This is a genomic window from Cribrihabitans neustonicus (assembly GCF_048820895.1).
Classification (GTDB): domain Bacteria; phylum Pseudomonadota; class Alphaproteobacteria; order Rhodobacterales; family Rhodobacteraceae; genus Cribrihabitans_A; species Cribrihabitans_A neustonicus.
In genome coordinates this window covers 147,377-162,269 of the sequence record NZ_JBMERQ010000002.1, presented here as the reverse complement: position 1 = coordinate 162,269, position 14,893 = coordinate 147,377, and the positions used below count along the sequence as shown (strand labels likewise).

Below are 14,893 nucleotides of genomic sequence, written 5' to 3'. Positions count from 1 at the left end.
TAATGGCATACTTTTCCGGCAGCAAGCTTTTTGAGGGAGTGAGATGCCCGAACCGTCTGAAACCGTTCTCCACAATGCCAATCTCGCCACGATGAATGAGGGCGGGCCGGCTTACGGGCTGATTCCCGATGGTGCCGTTGTTCTCTCGGACGGCAGAATCGCCTGGGCCGGGGCAGCGACTGATCTCCCGGCGGACTTCGCGGACTGGCCGCGCCGGAACCTTGGCGGGCGCCTGGTGACGCCTGCGCTGATCGACTGCCACACCCATATCGTCTTTGGCGGCAACCGGGCGATGGAATTCGAGATGCGGCTCAATGGCGCGTCTTACGAGGAGGTCGCGCGGGCCGGCGGCGGCATCGTCTCCACCGTCTCGGCCACCCGGCAGGCCTCGCTGGAGGATCTGGTGCGGGGCGCGCTGCCGCGGCTCGATGCGCTCCTGGCAGAGGGCGTGGGCACGGTGGAGGTAAAATCCGGCTACGGGCTCGACAACGACACCGAGCTTACCATGCTGCGTGCCGCCCGCCGCCTGGGAGAGCTGCGCCCGGTGACGATAAAGACCACCTTCCTCGGCGCCCACGCCACGCCTGCCGAGTACAAGGGCCGCGACGACGCCTACATCGACGAGGTCTGCATTCCCGCCCTGCGTGCCGCCCATGCCGAGGGGCTGGTGGATGCGGTTGATGGGTTCTGCGAGAACATCGCCTTTGCGCCCTCCCAGATCGAACGGGTGTTCAAGGTTGCTCAGGAACTGGGCCTGCCGCTGAAATTGCACGCCGAACAGCTGAGCCATCAGGGCGGCACCAAGCTGGCCGCGGCCTATGGCGCATTGTCGGTTGATCACGTGGAATACGCCACCGGGGACGACGCCAAGGCGATGGCCGCCTCCGGCTCCGTTGCAGTGATCCTGCCCGGTGCGTTTTATACCATCCGCGAAACCCAGGCGCCGCCGATTGAACACTTCCGAAGCCACGGCGTGCCGATGGCGCTAGCGACCGACTGCAACCCTGGCTCCTCGCCGCTGACCTCGCTGCTGCTGACCATGAACATGGGCTGCACCCTGTTCCGGATGACGCCGGAGGAGGCGCTGGCGGGCGTCACCCGCAGCGCGGCGCGCGCGCTGGGGCTTGCGGACCGCGGCCGGATCGCCGCCGACATGCGCGCGGACCTGGCGGTCTGGGACGTGGAAATGCCCGGAGAGCTGGCCTACCGCATCGGCTTCAACCCGCTTCACACCCGCATCTATGAGGGCAAACAATGATCGAGAGGATTCAGATGGTTCCGGGTACAGTGACTTTGGCCACGCTGGAAGATATCTACCGCAACCTGACCCCGGCCCGGCTGGATAGCTCGGCGCGTGAGCCGGTGGAGGCTGCAGCAAAAATGGTGGCGGATGCCGCGGCGGGCGAGGAAGCCGTCTATGGCATCAACACCGGCTTCGGCAAGCTGGCCTCGACCAAGATCGCGCCTGCCGACACCGCCACCTTGCAGCGCAACCTGATTCTTTCGCACTGCTGCGGCGTGGGTGAGCCGCTGCCGGAGGATAAAACCCGGCTGATGATGACGCTGAAGCTGTTGTCGATGGGCCGCGGCGCCTCTGGCGTGCGCTGGCTGGTGATCGAGCAGATCGAACAGATGCTGGAACGCGGTGTGGTGCCGGTGATCCCGTCGCAGGGCTCGGTCGGCGCATCGGGCGACCTGGCGCCGCTCGCGCATATGGCGGCGGCGATGATCGGGGCAGGGGAGGCGACGTTCGAAGGCACCCGCATGTCCAGCCTTGATGCCCTGAAAAAAGCCGGGCTGGAGCCTATAGTACTGGGCCCCAAGGAAGGGCTGGGACTGATCAACGGCACGCAGTTCTCGACCGCCTGCGCTTTGGCCGGGCTGTTTGACGCCTGGCGCATGGCCGAAGCCTCGATGGCAATTGCAGCGCTCTCCACCGACGCCATCATGGGCTCCACCGCGCCGCTGATTGCGGACATCCACACCCTGCGCGGACATGCCGGCCAGATCGACGTGGCACGGGAAATGCGGGCGATCATGGACGGGTCCGAGATCCGCGAAAGCCACCGCGAAGGCGACACCCGCGTGCAGGATCCCTACTGCATCCGCTGCCAGCCGCAGGTGGTGGGCGCGGCGCTGGACGTGCTGCGGATGGCCGCGAAAACACTGGAGACCGAGGCTAATGCCGTTACCGATAACCCGCTTGTGCTGGTGAATGAGGGCCGGATTGTCTCGGGCGGCAACTTCCATGCTGAATATGTGGGCTTTGCCGCCGACCAGATCGCGCTGGCAGTGGCCGAAATCGGCGCCATCGCGCAGCGCCGGGTGGCGCTGATGGTGGACCCGACGCTGAGCCATGACCTGCCGCCGTTCCTGACACCCGACCCGGGGCTGAACTCCGGCTTCATGATTGCCGAGGTGACCACCGCGGCGCTGATGAGCGAGAACAAGCACCTCGCCAACCCCTGCGTGACCGACTCGACCCCGACCTCGGCCAACCAGGAGGATCATGTGTCGATGGCCGCCCACGGCGCGCTGCGGCTGACAAAGATGAACGCCAACCTGTCGGTGATCCTCGGCGTGGAAATGCTTTGTGCTGCGCAAGGGGTTGAGGCGCGGGCGCCGCTGAAAACCTCCGAACGCCTGCAGGATGTGCTGGCGATGCTGCGCGTGGAGATCCCCGCGCTGGCAGAGGACCGCTATCTGGCGCCCGACATCGAAGCCGCCAGCGCCATGGTCCGCGCGGGCCGCGTCGCCAAAGCCGCGGGAGTGGAGGTGCGGGCATGATCGACGTCAGCCAAGGCGCCTCGCCGCTGGTGCTGGGGCTGCCCCACACCGGAACCGATGTGCCGCCGGACATCTGGGAACGCCTGAACGAGACCGGCCGGGCACTCGCTGATACAGACTGGCACATCCACGACCTCTACGCAGACCTGGTGGAGGAGGTGACAACCGTGCGCACGCCCATCCACCGCTATGTGATCGACGTGAACCGCGATCCCAGCGGCGCCAGTCTCTATCCCGGGCAAAACACAACAACTCTGGTGCCGCTGACCGACTTTGACGGGCTGCCGATCTGGCGCGAGGGACAGGAGCCCGACGAGGCCGAAACCGCCCGCCGCCGAGAGGCCTGCCACGCGCCCTATCACGCGGCGCTGGCGGCGGAACTGGAGCGGGTGAAGGCGATCCACGGTTTTGCCATCCTGTATGACTGCCACTCGATCCGCGGCGACATTCCCTTTCTGTTCGAAGGCCGCCTGCCGGATTTCAACGTCGGCACTAACATGGGCGAAACCTGCGATCCGGCGATCGAAGCGCTGACCATGGCCCATTGCGAGAAGGCAGAGGGGTACACTTCAACCTTGAACGGCCGCTTTAAAGGCGGCTGGACCACCCGCCACTATGGCCGCCCGGCGGAGGGGCTGCACGCCATCCAGATGGAGCTGGCGCAGGCCACCTACTGCCAGGAAAGCCCGCCCTGGACCTATCTGCCGGAGCGCGCTGAACAACTGCGCGCCCATCTCACCCGTATTCTCACTGATCTTCAGACCTGGAGGCCCGCATGAGCGATCCCCGCAAGAACACCCGCGACATCTTCCCGCCGACCGGCCCGGAACTTACCGCCAAGTCCTGGATGACCGAGGCGCCGCTTAGGATGATGATGAACAACCTGCACCCGGATGTGGCGGAAAACCCGCATGAGCTGGTGGTGTACGGCGGCATCGGCCGCGCCGCCCGCACCTGGAAGGACTTCGACCTGATCGTCGAGACCCTCAAAGGGCTGGAGGAAGACCAGACGCTGCTGGTGCAGTCGGGCAAGCCGGTCGGCGTGTTCCAGACTCACAAGGACGCGCCGCGGGTGCTGATCGCCAACTCCAACCTGGTGCCGCATTGGGCCAATTGGGACCACTTCAACGAGCTCGATAAGAAGGGCCTGATGATGTACGGCCAGATGACGGCCGGCTCCTGGATCTATATCGGCACGCAAGGCATCGTGCAGGGCACCTACGAGACCTTTGCCGAGGCAGGCCGTCAGCATTATGGCGGTGACCTCAAAGGCAAGTGGATTCTGACCGGCGGCCTCGGCGGCATGGGCGGCGCGCAGCCGCTGGCGGCTGTGTTTGCCGGCGCCTGCTGCCTGGCGGTGGAGTGCAACCCCGACAGCATCGATTTCCGCCTGCGCACCAAATACCTCGATGAGAAGGCCGAAACCTTGGACGAGGCGCTGGAGATGATCGAGCGCTGGACCAAAGCGGGAGAGGCGAAGTCCGTGGGTCTTCTGGGCAATGCGGCAGAAATCTTCCCGGAACTGGTGAAACGGGCCAAGGCAGGCGGCCTCCGCCCCGATATCGTGACCGACCAGACCTCGGCGCACGACCCGGTCAACGGCTACCTGCCGCTGGGCTGGACCATGGGCGAGTGGAAAGAACGCCGCGAGACCGACAAGAAAGCGGTCGAGAAAGCCGCCCGCGCCTCGATGAAGGTGCAGGTGGAGGCGATGTGCGCATTCCATGCAATGGGCGTGCCCACCGTCGATTACGGCAACAACATCCGCCAGATGGCACTGGAGGAGGGGCTGGAGAACGCCTTTGACTTCCCCGGCTTCGTCCCTGCCTACATTCGTCCGCTGTTTTGTCGCGGCATCGGCCCGTTCCGCTGGGCCGCCCTGTCGGGCGATCCGGAGGATATCCGCAAGACCGACGCCAAGATGAAGGAGCTGTTCCCGGAGAACGAGGGCCTGCACCGCTGGCTGGACATGGCGCAGGAGCGGATCGCCTTCCAGGGCCTGCCAGCGCGGATCTGCTGGATCGGCCTCGGCGACCGCCACAAGGCCGGCCTCGCGTTCAACGAAATGGTCCGCAACGGCGAGCTTTCGGCCCCGGTGGTGATCGGCCGCGACCATCTGGACAGCGGCTCGGTGGCCTCGCCCAACCGCGAGACCGAGGCGATGATGGACGGCTCCGACGCGGTCTCTGACTGGCCGCTGCTGAACGCGCTGCTGAACACCGCCTCGGGCGCGACATGGGTATCGCTGCACCACGGCGGCGGCGTCGGCATGGGCTTCTCGCAGCATTCCGGCGTTGTGATCTGCTGCGATGGAAGTGAAGACGCAGACCGCCGTATCGCCCGCGTGTTGTGGAACGACCCGGCCACAGGCGTGATGCGCCATGCGGACGCAGGCTATGACATCGCCAAGGACTGCGCGCGCGAGCATGGCCTGAACCTGCCCGGTATCCTCAAGGCGGAGTAAGGGGCGCTGCCCCTCGGCCTGGCGGCCTCACCCAGGAGTATTTGAGGAAAGATGAAGAAACGGGTCTTTCATCTTTCTGAAAATACTCTTGGGTCCGGGGCAAAGCCCCGGCCGCCGGAGGCATAGGAAAACGCGCCCCGAAGGGCGCGTTTCTTGATGGGGGGATCGGGCAGCGCGGCTCAGTCGCGCAGCAGCTCGTTAATGCCGGTCTTGGAGCGGGTCTTCTCGTCCACGCGCTTCACGATCACCGCGCAGTAGAGGCTCACGTTGTTCTTGGACGGCATGGAACCGGCCACGACCACCGAGTAGGGCGGCACTTCGCCGTACATCACTTCGCCAGTTTCACGGTCAACGATCTTGGTCGACTTGCCGATGAACACGCCCATGCCAAGCACCGAGCCCTCGCGCACGATGCAGCCTTCAACCACTTCCGAGCGGGCGCCGATGAAGCAGTTGTCCTCGATGATGGTGGGGCCTGCCTGCATCGGCTCCAGCACTCCGCCGATGCCGACGCCGCCGGAGAGATGCACGTTCTTGCCGATCTGGGCGCAGGAGCCGACGGTGGCCCAGGTGTCGACCATGGTGCCCTCATCGACATAGGCGCCGAGGTTCACGAAGGAGGGCATCAGCACCACGCCGGGCGCGATATAGGCGGACTTGCGCACCACGCAGCTGGGTACCGCGCGGAAGCCTGCGTCCTTCCACTGGCTGTCGCCCCAGCCTGCGAATTTGCTGTCGACCTTGTCCCACCAGCCGGAGCCCTGCGGGCCGCCGGACTGCTGTTCCATGTCCTTGATGCGGAAGCCCAGCAGCACCGCCTTCTTGGCCCATTGATTCACGTGCCAGTCGCCGTTTTCCTGCCGTTCGGCGACGCGCAGGGAGCCGGAATCGAGCGCGTTCAGCGTATCCTCGATGGCCTCTCGGGTTTCGCCCGTGGTGGCGGGGGTGATGGTGTCGCGCGCCTCCCAGGCGGCCTCGATCGCTGCTTCCAGCTGGGCGTTGGACATGGATGTTCCTCCGGCGTCGTTAGGATTCGCTGCTTTCTAGCGGCAAAAGCCCGCCCCGTCATGCGCGGAATGCGGCGAAACAGTTTCCCGCGCCGCCAGCCAAGGCCTGATCAGCGTACCCGGCGCAGGTGCCGGCGCAGGATTTCGCAGGCGGCGGCCGGGTCGCGGCGGGCCATCGCCTGCACGATGGCGGCGTGGTCGCTGTCCACCCGGCGGCTCCACTGGTGCTGCCAATTGGCAAAGAGGTGCCGGGCAGAGGCGATATGCAGATCGTCAATTGCCGACAGCAGCCGGGGCATCGCGCAGGGTGCGAGGATCACCCGGTGGAAAGCGCGGTTCAGCCGTTCCCATGTGGCCATGTCGGCGGCCGAGTCGCAGGCGGCGCGGGCGGCCTCGGCCGCAGCCACGTCGGCGTCACTGATACGGGCAAAGGCATGCGTCAGCGCGAGCACTTCCAGCGCCACCCGCATCTCGATCACCTCACGGATCTCGGCCGGGTCGAGCGCGCTGACCCTTGTGCCTCGCCTGGGTAATGATTGCGCAAGCCCATGTGCCTCCAGCCGCAGCAGTGCCTCGCGCACCGGCACGTGGCTGGTGTCGAATTCGCGCGCGATATGGTCCTGGCGCAGCTTTTCGCCCGCGGGCAGGGCGCCGGTGATGATGCGCTCGCTGAGGGCGCGGTAGATGGTATCGGCGATGGTTGCGGACATGGGTCTGGCGTCAGGTCTACGGCGCGCAGTAAGCGCTAACCGAGCGGGTCCGGGGCAATGTTGCCGCCGCAATTCAGGACCGCAACCCGTTCGCCGGCGGCGGGCCGGTAGGCACCGGAAATCAGCGCCGCCAGCGCAGTGGCGCCGGCCGGTTCCACGAGTATGCGCCGCTCCTGCCATAGCGCCTTTTGCGCCGCGGTTATGGCGCTGTCGGGCACGGTGAGCGACTGCACTCCCCGGGCTTGCGCGAGATCGAAGCAGATGCTGCCGATCCGCCGCGCGCCAAGCGCGTTGGCGGCAACGCCCGAGACATCCACGTCCACCGGCTCCCCGGCAGCCAGCGCCGCATGCAGCGCGCAGGAGGTTTCCGGCTCCACCGCGACGATCTTGCGGCGGCTGCCGAGCCAGGCCAGCGCGCCCGCAATCAGGCCGCCGCCGCCGACCGCGATCAGCACGGTGTCCGCATCGAGCCCCTGCGCCTCCCATTCGGCAAAGCAGGTGCCCTGGCCCGCGACGGTGCCGGGGGCGTCATAGGCGTGCACCTGCATGGCGCCGGTCTCCGCCTCATAGGCGCGGGCGGTCTCCAGCGCGTTGGCATAGGCGCCGGGCACCACCTGCAAATCGGCGCCGCTGTTCCTGATCAGGGCGATCTTGGCGGGGCCGGCCATTTCAGGGACATAGATCCGCGCCTTGTGGCCGAGCTGCGAGGCGGCATAGGCCACCGCCGCGCCGTGGTTGCCGCCCGAGGCGGCCACCAGCCCGGCGTCCGGCACCGGAGCGGAAAGCAGCGTGTTGAAAGCGCCGCGGGCCTTGAAACTGCCAGTGTGCTGCATGTGCTCGAGCTTTAGCGAGACCGGATAGTCCAGGCCGAAACCCCGGGCCTCCAGCACCGGCGTCTCCTGGATATGGCTCCTGATCCGTTCCGCCGCGCTTCTGATCTCGTCCTGCCAGTGCATCTCCATCCTCCCGCAACAGCCCGGCGCAGGTTAGCGGGGGCGGCGGCGGGCACAAGCGGTTTCGCGCAGAGGGCGCAGCGCGGCCGGGAGGCTTCAGCAAACTTGATTGGCGCTGCGCTCGAAGGAAGGGTACAAAGGTATTCCTGTTTTATCATTGTCTGGATTACTCATGAACGAAGACCGCCACAGCCGCTTCCGCGATGCCCATTCCGACCGGGACCGGGCCGAACACGTCCCCTCGACGCCGCAGAGTTCGTCGCAGGCCTATCGGCTTGCCTTTGCGGATGAGGAGTTCCTGTGCCGGGACGAGCTGCGGCCGGTGCGCCTGCAGTTGGAGCTGTTGAAGCCGCAGCTGCTGCTGGATGAGCAGGGCATCGACAGCACCGTGGTGATGTTCGGCGGCGCCCGCATCCCGGCGCCTGCGGAGAAGCACACGGCGCGCACCCAGACGCTGGCGGACCTGTCGCATTTCTATGACGAGGCGCGGGAGTTTGCCAGGCTGATGACCGAGACCTCGCTGAAGGACGGCGGCCGCGACATGGTGGTGGTGACCGGCGGCGGCCCCGGCGTAATGGAGGCGGGCAACCGCGGCGCGCATGAGGCGGGCGGGCGCTCGGTCGGGCTGTCGATCGTGCTGCCGCATGAGCAGGCGCCGAACAGCTATGTGACACCGGACCTCAGCCTGAACTTCCACTATTTTGCCATCCGCAAGATGCATTTCCTCATGCGGGCGCGGGCAATCACCGTCTTCCCCGGCGGCTTTGGCACGCTGGATGAGATGTTCGAGAGCCTGACCCTGATCCAGACCGGCCGGATGGAGCGGGTGCCCTTCCTGCTGTTCGGCCGCGCTTTCTGGGAGAAAATCATCAGCTGGGACGCGCTGGCCGATGCCGGTACCATCTCGGACCAGGATCTCGACCTGTTCCGCTTTGTCGAAACCGCGCAGGAGGCGGTGGAGATTATCGAGAACTGGGAGCCGGCCCCGCCGCGCGAAAGCATCCCGGGCCGAGAGGGCTGAACACGCGCCTGCGGGCGCGAATCGCGCCGCGCAGGGCCCACGGCGGCGGAGTTCCGCCCTTCGTACCGCGGCGTAGTTCGCGGTAGGAACCGGCTTTCGGTACATCCCCATCCAAGTGGAATGTCCATGGTCCTGCGGCGGTGGAAGTGACGTAGGATATAGAAATAAAACACTTTTTTGCGCATCTGCGGGCCGGGTTAACACCGGCCCGGCTGCTTGCGCGCGCAAGCAGGCTTGGCATCCGGGTGCAGCCGGGGATCCTGACCGGCGGGTTCCCGCCCGGCTGCAGGGGCATCATCAGCGAAAAGCTGCGTTTTGACTAAATTGCGTTTCTACTGGAACGGTTTCTGCCGCGAACCGGGCCAGCGTTGGCCACATTTGTGAACGAAGCATTGCGGGGCAGACGCAATGGAGTAGAGAGTATGACTGTGGTTTCTGATTACACCGCCCTTTTGCGTTACACTTCGGAAGGTGGAGAAAACGCCCGCTGGAACTCTCAGGTGCCGGTTGGGACACCGACGGTAGTCACCTACAGTTTCACCGAAACCGCCGGTCTCGCCGATGTCTCCAAAGATCCATATGGCGCAAACAGCTATTGGGCGTTCGACAGCACTCAGCGCGGTTATTTCCGGCAAGCGGCGGAGGCCTACGAGGAGGCCGCCGGCCTGCTGTTCGTCGAAGTTGACGGGCCTGCCATGATCAATGTGTTCGGCTTTACCGGCGGCACGGCGGGGGGGTGGGCCAATTACCCATGGGCCAGCCAATACTCCACCAGCCAAGGTGATCTGGCGATGGGCAGCAGCGATTTGGCGCCGGGTTCCTATGGGTATGAAACGCTGCTCCACGAACTGGGCCATTCGATGGGACTGAAGCATCCGCATGATGGCGGCCCGACGCTGGCGGAGCATCTGGATACTCAGCACAATACGGTCATGACTTATACCTACGGCGGGTACAACGTGGACCAGCTTGGCACTTTCGACCTGCAGGCACTGGAGCATATCTATGGCAGTGCTGCAGGCGCCGCGGGCTGGACTGCCAAGGCGATCCCGGGCGGGCGGGTGCTGATCCGGGCCACCAGAGACGCGGATACGGTGCTGGCAACGGACCAGAACACCGTGGTGAGGGCCAAGGGCGGGGATGATACGCTGATCGGCCGGGAAGCTGACGACCTGCTGCTTGGCGGCGGTGGGGACGATACGGTGTCCGGGAGCTACGGCGCGGACACGCTGGCCGGGGGCGGCGGGCATGATCTTCTGATCGGTGGCCTGACGAGCGATGCCTATTCGGGTGAAGCCGGGGAAAGCGATTTGCTGCGCGGCAACCGGGGCCGGGATACTCTCCACGGCGGCGAGGGCGATGACACGCTTGAAGGCGGCAACGGTGCCGACCGGCTGGTGGGCGGAAAGGGCTCCGACGTGCTGACCGGCGGCAAACACGCCGATGTCTTCGTCTTCGTGGTGGCCGATTATTGGGAGAGCGAGCGGGTCACGGATTTTGGCAACGGCCAGGACAAGATCGAGTTCGAGGATGCGTTCTTTACCGGCGGCTTCAGCGCGCTGACCGTGAGCCAGCAGGACGGAAATACCTACGTGTATTACAACGGTGAGCACGAAATCGAACTCACCGGCTTCACCGGCGAGCTCACCGCATCGGATTTCATCTTCAGTTAAGGCAGCCGAGCAAAGTGCTGGACGGGCGGGGGGCCGGGGTTACTTCACCCCGGCATCGGCCTCGATCTGCTTGCGGCTCTTGCGGGCGCGTTCGGTTGCCGACTTCAGCTGCCCGCAGGCTGCCAGGATGTCCTCGCCGCGCGGGGTGCGGATCGGGGAGGCATAGCCAGCCTGATATATGATGTTTGCAAACGCATGGATGCGGTTGTTCGAGGACCGCGTGTAAGGCGAGCCGGGCCATTCGTTGAACGGGATCAGGTTCACCTTGGCCGGGATGCCCTCGATCAGCTTGACCAGCCGGTGCGCATCCTCGTCGCTGTCGTTCACCCCGTTCAGCATCACGTATTCAAAGGTGATCCGCTCGGAGTTGGTCAACCGCGGATAGGCACGCAGCGCTTCCAGGAGTGCTTCGATGTTCCAGCGCTTGTTGATCGGCACCAGCTTGTCACGCACCTCGTCCGTGGTGGCGTGGAAAGAGACCGCAAGCAGGCAGCCGATCTCCTCGGCGGTGCGGGCAATTTCCGGCACCACGCCGGAGGTCGACAGGGTGATGCGGCGGCGCGACAGGGAAATGCCTTCGCCATCCATCGCGATCTTCATCGCGTCGCGCACGTTCTCGAAGTTGTAGAGCGGCTCACCCATGCCCATCAGCACGATGTTGGACAGAAGCCGGGTCTCGTCCTTGGGGGCGCCCGGCACCGGCCATTCGCCAAGATCGTCGCGCGCCATCATGATCTGGCCGACGATCTCCGCCGCGGTCAGGTTGCGCACCAGCTTCTGCGTGCCGGTGTGGCAGAAAGAGCAGGTCAGAGTGCACCCCACCTGCGAGGAGATGCAGAGCGTGCCGCGACCCTCTTCCGGGATGTAGACAACCTCGACCTCGTGGCCGCCGGCAATGCGCACCAGATACTTGCGGGTGCCGTCCGAGGACACCTGTTTGCTTACCACTTCCGGAATGCGGATTTCAAAAACCTCGGCCAGCTCGGCGCGGTAGGCCTTGGCAAGGTTGGTCATCTCTGCAAATTCGCGCTTGCCCCACTGGTAGATCCATTGCCAGATCTGGCCGACGCGCATCTTGGCTTGCTTTTCGGGCGTGCCGTGCTTGATCAGCACCTCGCGCATCTGATCACGGGTCAGGCCGACAAGGTTGATCTTGCCGCCCTCGGGATCCTTGCGGGGCAGGGTCAAAACGTCTTGGGTGATCGGCGCGCTGGCGGTCATGGCTTTCGGACTCGATGCTGGTGGGCGGATGCGGCTGTATATAGGATTCGCCGCCGGGATCAAAAGGATTCCTGGCGGGACGCCGGCCGGCGGGCGGCAGGCAGGTATGCGGCAAAGAAAAACCCCGGCGCCGGGCCGGGGTTTGCAGGATGGCCGCTGCGGCTCAGCTGCTGCAGCGTCTCTCGGCTTCCTCCACCGCAGCAGTGAACCCCAGGAGCGAGAAAGTATCCTTGGTCTGGGTGCCGCGGGCAGACCGCGCAGTGAGCACCGCATCAGCCCCGCGCTTCATCGCGGTGATGATCTTGCCATCATCGGCCGGTGTCGCAGGCCAGGCCCACTCGCCTTCCGTGAACAGCTCGAACTCGGAATCGCCGATCTTCAGGTTGACGGTGGACCCGGGCGCGAAGGGGTAGCCGCCGGTGAAGGAGACCGCGCCCTTCTTGTCGCTGTCTTTCGCATAGGTCACGAACAGCTGGATCGCGCTGCGTCGCACCGCCACGACGCGGCCATCGCGGGTGTTCACGGTTTCCTTCGGGGCTGAGACGCTCCAGCATTCGTTCGGGTTCTCCTCCTGGAAAACGCTCCAATCCACCTTTGCCGCTACCCGGTTGTCCGAGGTTTCCTGTGCGGTTGCGATGGATGCGAATGCTGCCAGACACAGGCCCGCTGCAATGCGGGCGGGTTTGAATGCCATTTGTCCCGACTCCAAGACTGTCTTTACCTCAATTGCCTAGGGGAGGCTGCAGCGCTGCCACCGCCATCTGATCCCGGCCTCCCCGCTTGCGCTACACAATCACACTCACGTAACAATCACCACGGGCGAATGTGCATTTTGGCAGGATTTCGCCCAGAAAAACGGGAGGAAAGATGGCAAAACCTGTACCGATGGCCGAAGTCTGGCGCGGCCCGCTCCTGGAGAGCCTGCACTTGGGCCATGCGGTGATTTGCGGCGCGGGCGGCCAGGTGGTGCGCAGCTGGGGCGATCCTGAGGCGGTGATCTACCCGCGCTCGTCGGTCAAAATGATCCAAGCGCTGCCGCTGATTACCTCCGGCGCCGCTGCGCGCTATGGGCTCGCCTCCGACCAGCTGGCGCTGGCCTGCGCCTCCCACAACGGCGCGCATATCCATACGGACCGCGTAAATGCCTGGCTCGGCCAGCTCGGGCTTGCGGAAGCCGATCTCCGCTGTGGCCCCCAGTTGCCCAACGATATTCCGGCGCGCAACGAGCTTATCAAGTCGGATGGCAGCCCCTGCCAGATCCACAACAATTGCTCGGGCAAGCACGCGGGTTTCCTCACGCTGAACCAGTACCTTGGCGGCGGTGCGGAATATATAGAGGTGGACCACCCGGTGCAGCAGGCCTGCCTCGCCGCCTTCGAGGAGGTCACTGGCGAGCAAAGCCCGGGCTACGGAATCGACGGCTGCTCGGCGCCGAATTTTGCCACCTCCGTCACCGGACTTGCCCGGGCGATGGCCTGGTTTGCCACCGCCGCGGAGCGCTCGGACCGGGCCTCGGAAGCAGCGCAGCAGCTCGTCGCTGCAATGACGGCCCACCCCGACTTGGTGGCGGGCGAGACCCGCGCCTGCACCAATCTTATGCGTGCAATGGGCGGGAAGGTGGCGATCAAGACCGGCGCAGAAGCCGTGTTCGTCGCGATCCTGCCGGAGCAGAAGCTGGGTGTCGCCCTCAAGATCGCCGATGGTGCCACCCGGGCCAGCGAATGCGCGATTGCGGCCCTTCTGGTGAGCCTCGGCGTGCTGGAGGCCGATCATCCTGAAACCCGCAAATACATGAATGCGCCGCTCTACAGCCGTCTGGGCCGGGAATGCGGGGCGATCCGTCCTGCGGCGGAGCTGCTGTTCTGACGGAAAATGCCCCGGCGCAGGACCGGGGCATTCAGATCACATCTCCATTTCGATCACTTCGGCCACCTCGACCGAGCCGTTGCCGGACTTGACCATCGGGCAGCCTTTGGCCATGTCACACGCCGCATCGATGCTGGCGGCCTCGACAACGGTGTATCCGGACAATGGATTTGCGCCGCCGTCATCTGCCACGCCCGAGGTGCTGACAGTCTTGCTCATGCCCACGGGATTGCCGGGAATGGCGACTGCGCTGCCCATTTCATCGAACCAGGACTTCCAGGCGGCCATTTCCTTCTGCCCTTCCTCTTCGGTCTCCGGGGCCTTGCCGCCGTGATAGGCAAAAATGAACTGTGGCATTTTCTCTCTCCCTTGCTGACGTGAAATCGGGTGTCGTGTGGTTATGCGGCCAGCGGGTCCGGCTCAGTCCGCAGCGGCGGCGATCTGGGCCTCCAGCTTGCGCAGGGTCGAGCTCCAGCCTTCCTCGTGGCGCGCAGCCGCTTCGCTGTCCGGCAGGTCGCAGTGATCAATCACCAGGAGCGCGCCGTCCTCCGCGGCGGCGACGGTAAAGGTGACATGGCTTTCTGCCCCCCGGGTGCCGTTCTCATCGTGCCAGGCCCAGGTGAAGCCGACCGATTGCGGCGGGGTCACATGCGTGACCTGGCCCGAGACGTGATAGCGCTCGCCGTCGCTGTTCTGCATGATGGAGTACCAGGGGCCGGTGCGGCTGAGGTCCAAATCATGCTCGGGCACGTGCAGGCCTTCCGGTCCCCACCATTTCAACAGTTTCTCCGGCGTGGTTACCCAGTGGAACAGGGTTTCCGGACTGACCGGGAAATGCCGTTGCAGGTTCAATGCGTTCATGCCTCGTCCTCCATCAGGGCCGCTTCCAGCATGTCCAGGCTCCCTTCCCAGAAGGCGCGCCGGGACTTGACCCAGTCGCCAATCAGCCGCAGCCCCTCGGGGCGTGCCGAATAAAGCCGGCGGGTGCCTTCGGCGCGCTGGCGCACCAGGCCGGCCTCGCGCAGGACCTTTAGGTGGCGCGAGATCGCGGGCGCCGAAATGCCCGATCCCTGCGCCAGATCGCCCGCCGGCAGCTCGCCGTCAGTCAGCAGCTGCTCGACGATTGAAAGGCGGGTTTCGTCCGACAGGGCGGCAAAGGATTTCAGAAGCGGTGTCATGTTTTATTTTTAG

Annotated in this window: 15 protein-coding genes; 7 read left to right on the top strand and 8 right to left on the bottom strand. The window is 65.2% G+C overall.

What is annotated here, in order from left to right:
• The first annotated feature begins 43 nt into the window (after positions 1-43).
• From hutI to hutU, 4 genes are read left to right on the top strand one after another with little or no spacing between them, the layout of a single operon-like run.
• On the top strand, positions 44-1,258 hold the full coding sequence (gene hutI, locus ACOHWE_RS05900) for an imidazolonepropionase (RefSeq protein ID WP_420664911.1): 1,215 nt from the start codon (positions 44-46) through the stop codon (positions 1,256-1,258).
• Positions 1,255-2,787, top strand: a complete 1,533-nt coding sequence (hutH, locus tag ACOHWE_RS05895) for a histidine ammonia-lyase (RefSeq protein WP_420664909.1) — start codon at positions 1,255-1,257, stop codon at positions 2,785-2,787. The genes hutI and hutH overlap by 4 nt, the downstream gene beginning before the upstream one ends.
• Positions 2,784-3,566, top strand: coding sequence for an N-formylglutamate deformylase (gene hutG / locus ACOHWE_RS05890; RefSeq protein WP_420664907.1), 783 nt, complete (start codon positions 2,784-2,786; stop codon positions 3,564-3,566). Before hutH ends, hutG begins: the two co-directional genes overlap by 4 nt.
• Positions 3,563-5,251 carry a urocanate hydratase gene (hutU, locus tag ACOHWE_RS05885; protein ID WP_420664905.1) on the top strand — a complete coding sequence of 563 codons (1,689 nt, stop codon included), beginning with the start codon at positions 3,563-3,565 and terminating at the stop codon, positions 5,249-5,251. The genes hutG and hutU overlap by 4 nt, the downstream gene beginning before the upstream one ends.
• A gap of 179 nt (positions 5,252-5,430) precedes the next feature.
• On the opposite strand, the gene dapD is transcribed toward hutU, so the two are convergent.
• From dapD to ACOHWE_RS05870, 3 genes are all read right to left on the bottom strand, one after another.
• On the bottom strand, positions 5,431-6,258 hold the full coding sequence (dapD, locus tag ACOHWE_RS05880; RefSeq protein WP_420664903.1) for a 2,3,4,5-tetrahydropyridine-2,6-dicarboxylate N-succinyltransferase: 828 nt from the start codon (positions 6,256-6,258) through the stop codon (positions 5,431-5,433).
• 110 nt (positions 6,259-6,368) lie between these two features.
• Entirely contained in the window at positions 6,369-6,968 is a 600-nt protein-coding gene (locus tag ACOHWE_RS05875) for a GntR family transcriptional regulator (protein ID WP_420664901.1), read from the bottom strand.
• A 35-nt stretch (positions 6,969-7,003) separates the two neighbouring features.
• On the bottom strand, positions 7,004-7,924 hold the full coding sequence (locus tag ACOHWE_RS05870) for a threonine/serine dehydratase (RefSeq protein WP_420664899.1): 921 nt from the start codon (positions 7,922-7,924) through the stop codon (positions 7,004-7,006).
• Positions 7,925-8,093: 169 nt separating this feature from the next.
• On the opposite strand from ACOHWE_RS05870, the gene ACOHWE_RS05865 reads away from it, so the two are divergent.
• Positions 8,094-8,942, top strand: a complete 849-nt coding sequence (locus ACOHWE_RS05865) for an LOG family protein (protein WP_420664897.1) — start codon at positions 8,094-8,096, stop codon at positions 8,940-8,942.
• A gap of 422 nt (positions 8,943-9,364) precedes the next feature.
• A complete protein-coding gene (locus ACOHWE_RS05860) occupies positions 9,365-10,615 on the top strand; it encodes a type I secretion protein (RefSeq protein WP_420664895.1) in 1,251 nt (416 codons plus the stop codon).
• A gap of 39 nt (positions 10,616-10,654) precedes the next feature.
• Here the strand turns inward: ACOHWE_RS05860 and rlmN are convergent, their stop codons facing one another.
• Together rlmN and ACOHWE_RS05850 are read right to left on the bottom strand one after the other, a co-directional pair.
• A complete protein-coding gene (rlmN, locus tag ACOHWE_RS05855) occupies positions 10,655-11,836 on the bottom strand; it encodes a dual-specificity RNA methyltransferase RlmN (protein ID WP_420664894.1) in 1,182 nt (393 codons plus the stop codon).
• Positions 11,837-11,999: 163 nt separating this feature from the next.
• A complete protein-coding gene (locus ACOHWE_RS05850; protein ID WP_420664892.1) occupies positions 12,000-12,530 on the bottom strand; it encodes an invasion associated locus B family protein in 531 nt (176 codons plus the stop codon).
• 173 nt (positions 12,531-12,703) lie between these two features.
• Here ACOHWE_RS05850 and ACOHWE_RS05845 point away from each other — a divergent pair, with 173 nt between their 5' ends.
• Positions 12,704-13,702: an asparaginase gene (locus tag ACOHWE_RS05845; protein WP_420664890.1), complete on the top strand. Its 999-nt coding sequence runs from the start codon at positions 12,704-12,706 to the stop codon at positions 13,700-13,702.
• A gap of 36 nt (positions 13,703-13,738) precedes the next feature.
• Here the strand turns inward: ACOHWE_RS05845 and ACOHWE_RS05840 are convergent, their stop codons facing one another.
• From ACOHWE_RS05840 to ACOHWE_RS05830, 3 genes are all read right to left on the bottom strand, one after another.
• Complete coding sequence (locus ACOHWE_RS05840) at positions 13,739-14,059, bottom strand: YciI family protein (protein WP_420664889.1); 321 nt, start codon at positions 14,057-14,059, stop codon at positions 13,739-13,741.
• 63 nt (positions 14,060-14,122) lie between these two features.
• Positions 14,123-14,563 (bottom strand): SRPBCC family protein, encoded by a 441-nt coding sequence (locus ACOHWE_RS05835; RefSeq protein WP_420664888.1) that lies wholly within the window; start codon positions 14,561-14,563, stop codon positions 14,123-14,125.
• On the bottom strand, positions 14,560-14,880 hold the full coding sequence (locus ACOHWE_RS05830) for an ArsR/SmtB family transcription factor (protein ID WP_420664886.1): 321 nt from the start codon (positions 14,878-14,880) through the stop codon (positions 14,560-14,562). Before ACOHWE_RS05830 ends, ACOHWE_RS05835 begins: the two co-directional genes overlap by 4 nt.
• Between the last annotated feature and the right edge of the window lie 13 nt (positions 14,881-14,893).

Bases quoted from the DNA above. Each gene is read 5' to 3' on its own strand.
- hutU (WP_420664905.1), top strand. From the start codon at position 3,563: ATGAGCGATCCCCGCAAGAACACCCGCGACATCTTCCCGCCGACCGGC.
- ACOHWE_RS05840 (WP_420664889.1), bottom strand. From the start codon at position 14,059: ATGCCACAGTTCATTTTTGCCTATCACGGCGGCAAGGCCCCGGAGACC.
- dapD (WP_420664903.1), bottom strand. From the start codon at position 6,258: ATGTCCAACGCCCAGCTGGAAGCAGCGATCGAGGCCGCCTGGGAGGCG.
- ACOHWE_RS05860 (WP_420664895.1), top strand. From the start codon at position 9,365: ATGACTGTGGTTTCTGATTACACCGCCCTTTTGCGTTACACTTCGGAA.
- ACOHWE_RS05830 (WP_420664886.1), bottom strand. From the start codon at position 14,880: ATGACACCGCTTCTGAAATCCTTTGCCGCCCTGTCGGACGAAACCCGC.
- hutH (WP_420664909.1), top strand. From the start codon at position 1,255: ATGATCGAGAGGATTCAGATGGTTCCGGGTACAGTGACTTTGGCCACG.
- hutG (WP_420664907.1), top strand. From the start codon at position 2,784: ATGATCGACGTCAGCCAAGGCGCCTCGCCGCTGGTGCTGGGGCTGCCC.
- rlmN (WP_420664894.1), bottom strand. From the start codon at position 11,836: ATGACCGCCAGCGCGCCGATCACCCAAGACGTTTTGACCCTGCCCCGC.
- hutI (WP_420664911.1), top strand. From the start codon at position 44: ATGCCCGAACCGTCTGAAACCGTTCTCCACAATGCCAATCTCGCCACG.
- ACOHWE_RS05865 (WP_420664897.1), top strand. From the start codon at position 8,094: ATGAACGAAGACCGCCACAGCCGCTTCCGCGATGCCCATTCCGACCGG.
- ACOHWE_RS05870 (WP_420664899.1), bottom strand. From the start codon at position 7,924: ATGCACTGGCAGGACGAGATCAGAAGCGCGGCGGAACGGATCAGGAGC.
- ACOHWE_RS05850 (WP_420664892.1), bottom strand. From the start codon at position 12,530: ATGGCATTCAAACCCGCCCGCATTGCAGCGGGCCTGTGTCTGGCAGCA.
- ACOHWE_RS05845 (WP_420664890.1), top strand. From the start codon at position 12,704: ATGGCAAAACCTGTACCGATGGCCGAAGTCTGGCGCGGCCCGCTCCTG.
- ACOHWE_RS05875 (WP_420664901.1), bottom strand. From the start codon at position 6,968: ATGTCCGCAACCATCGCCGATACCATCTACCGCGCCCTCAGCGAGCGC.
- ACOHWE_RS05835 (WP_420664888.1), bottom strand. From the start codon at position 14,563: ATGAACGCATTGAACCTGCAACGGCATTTCCCGGTCAGTCCGGAAACC.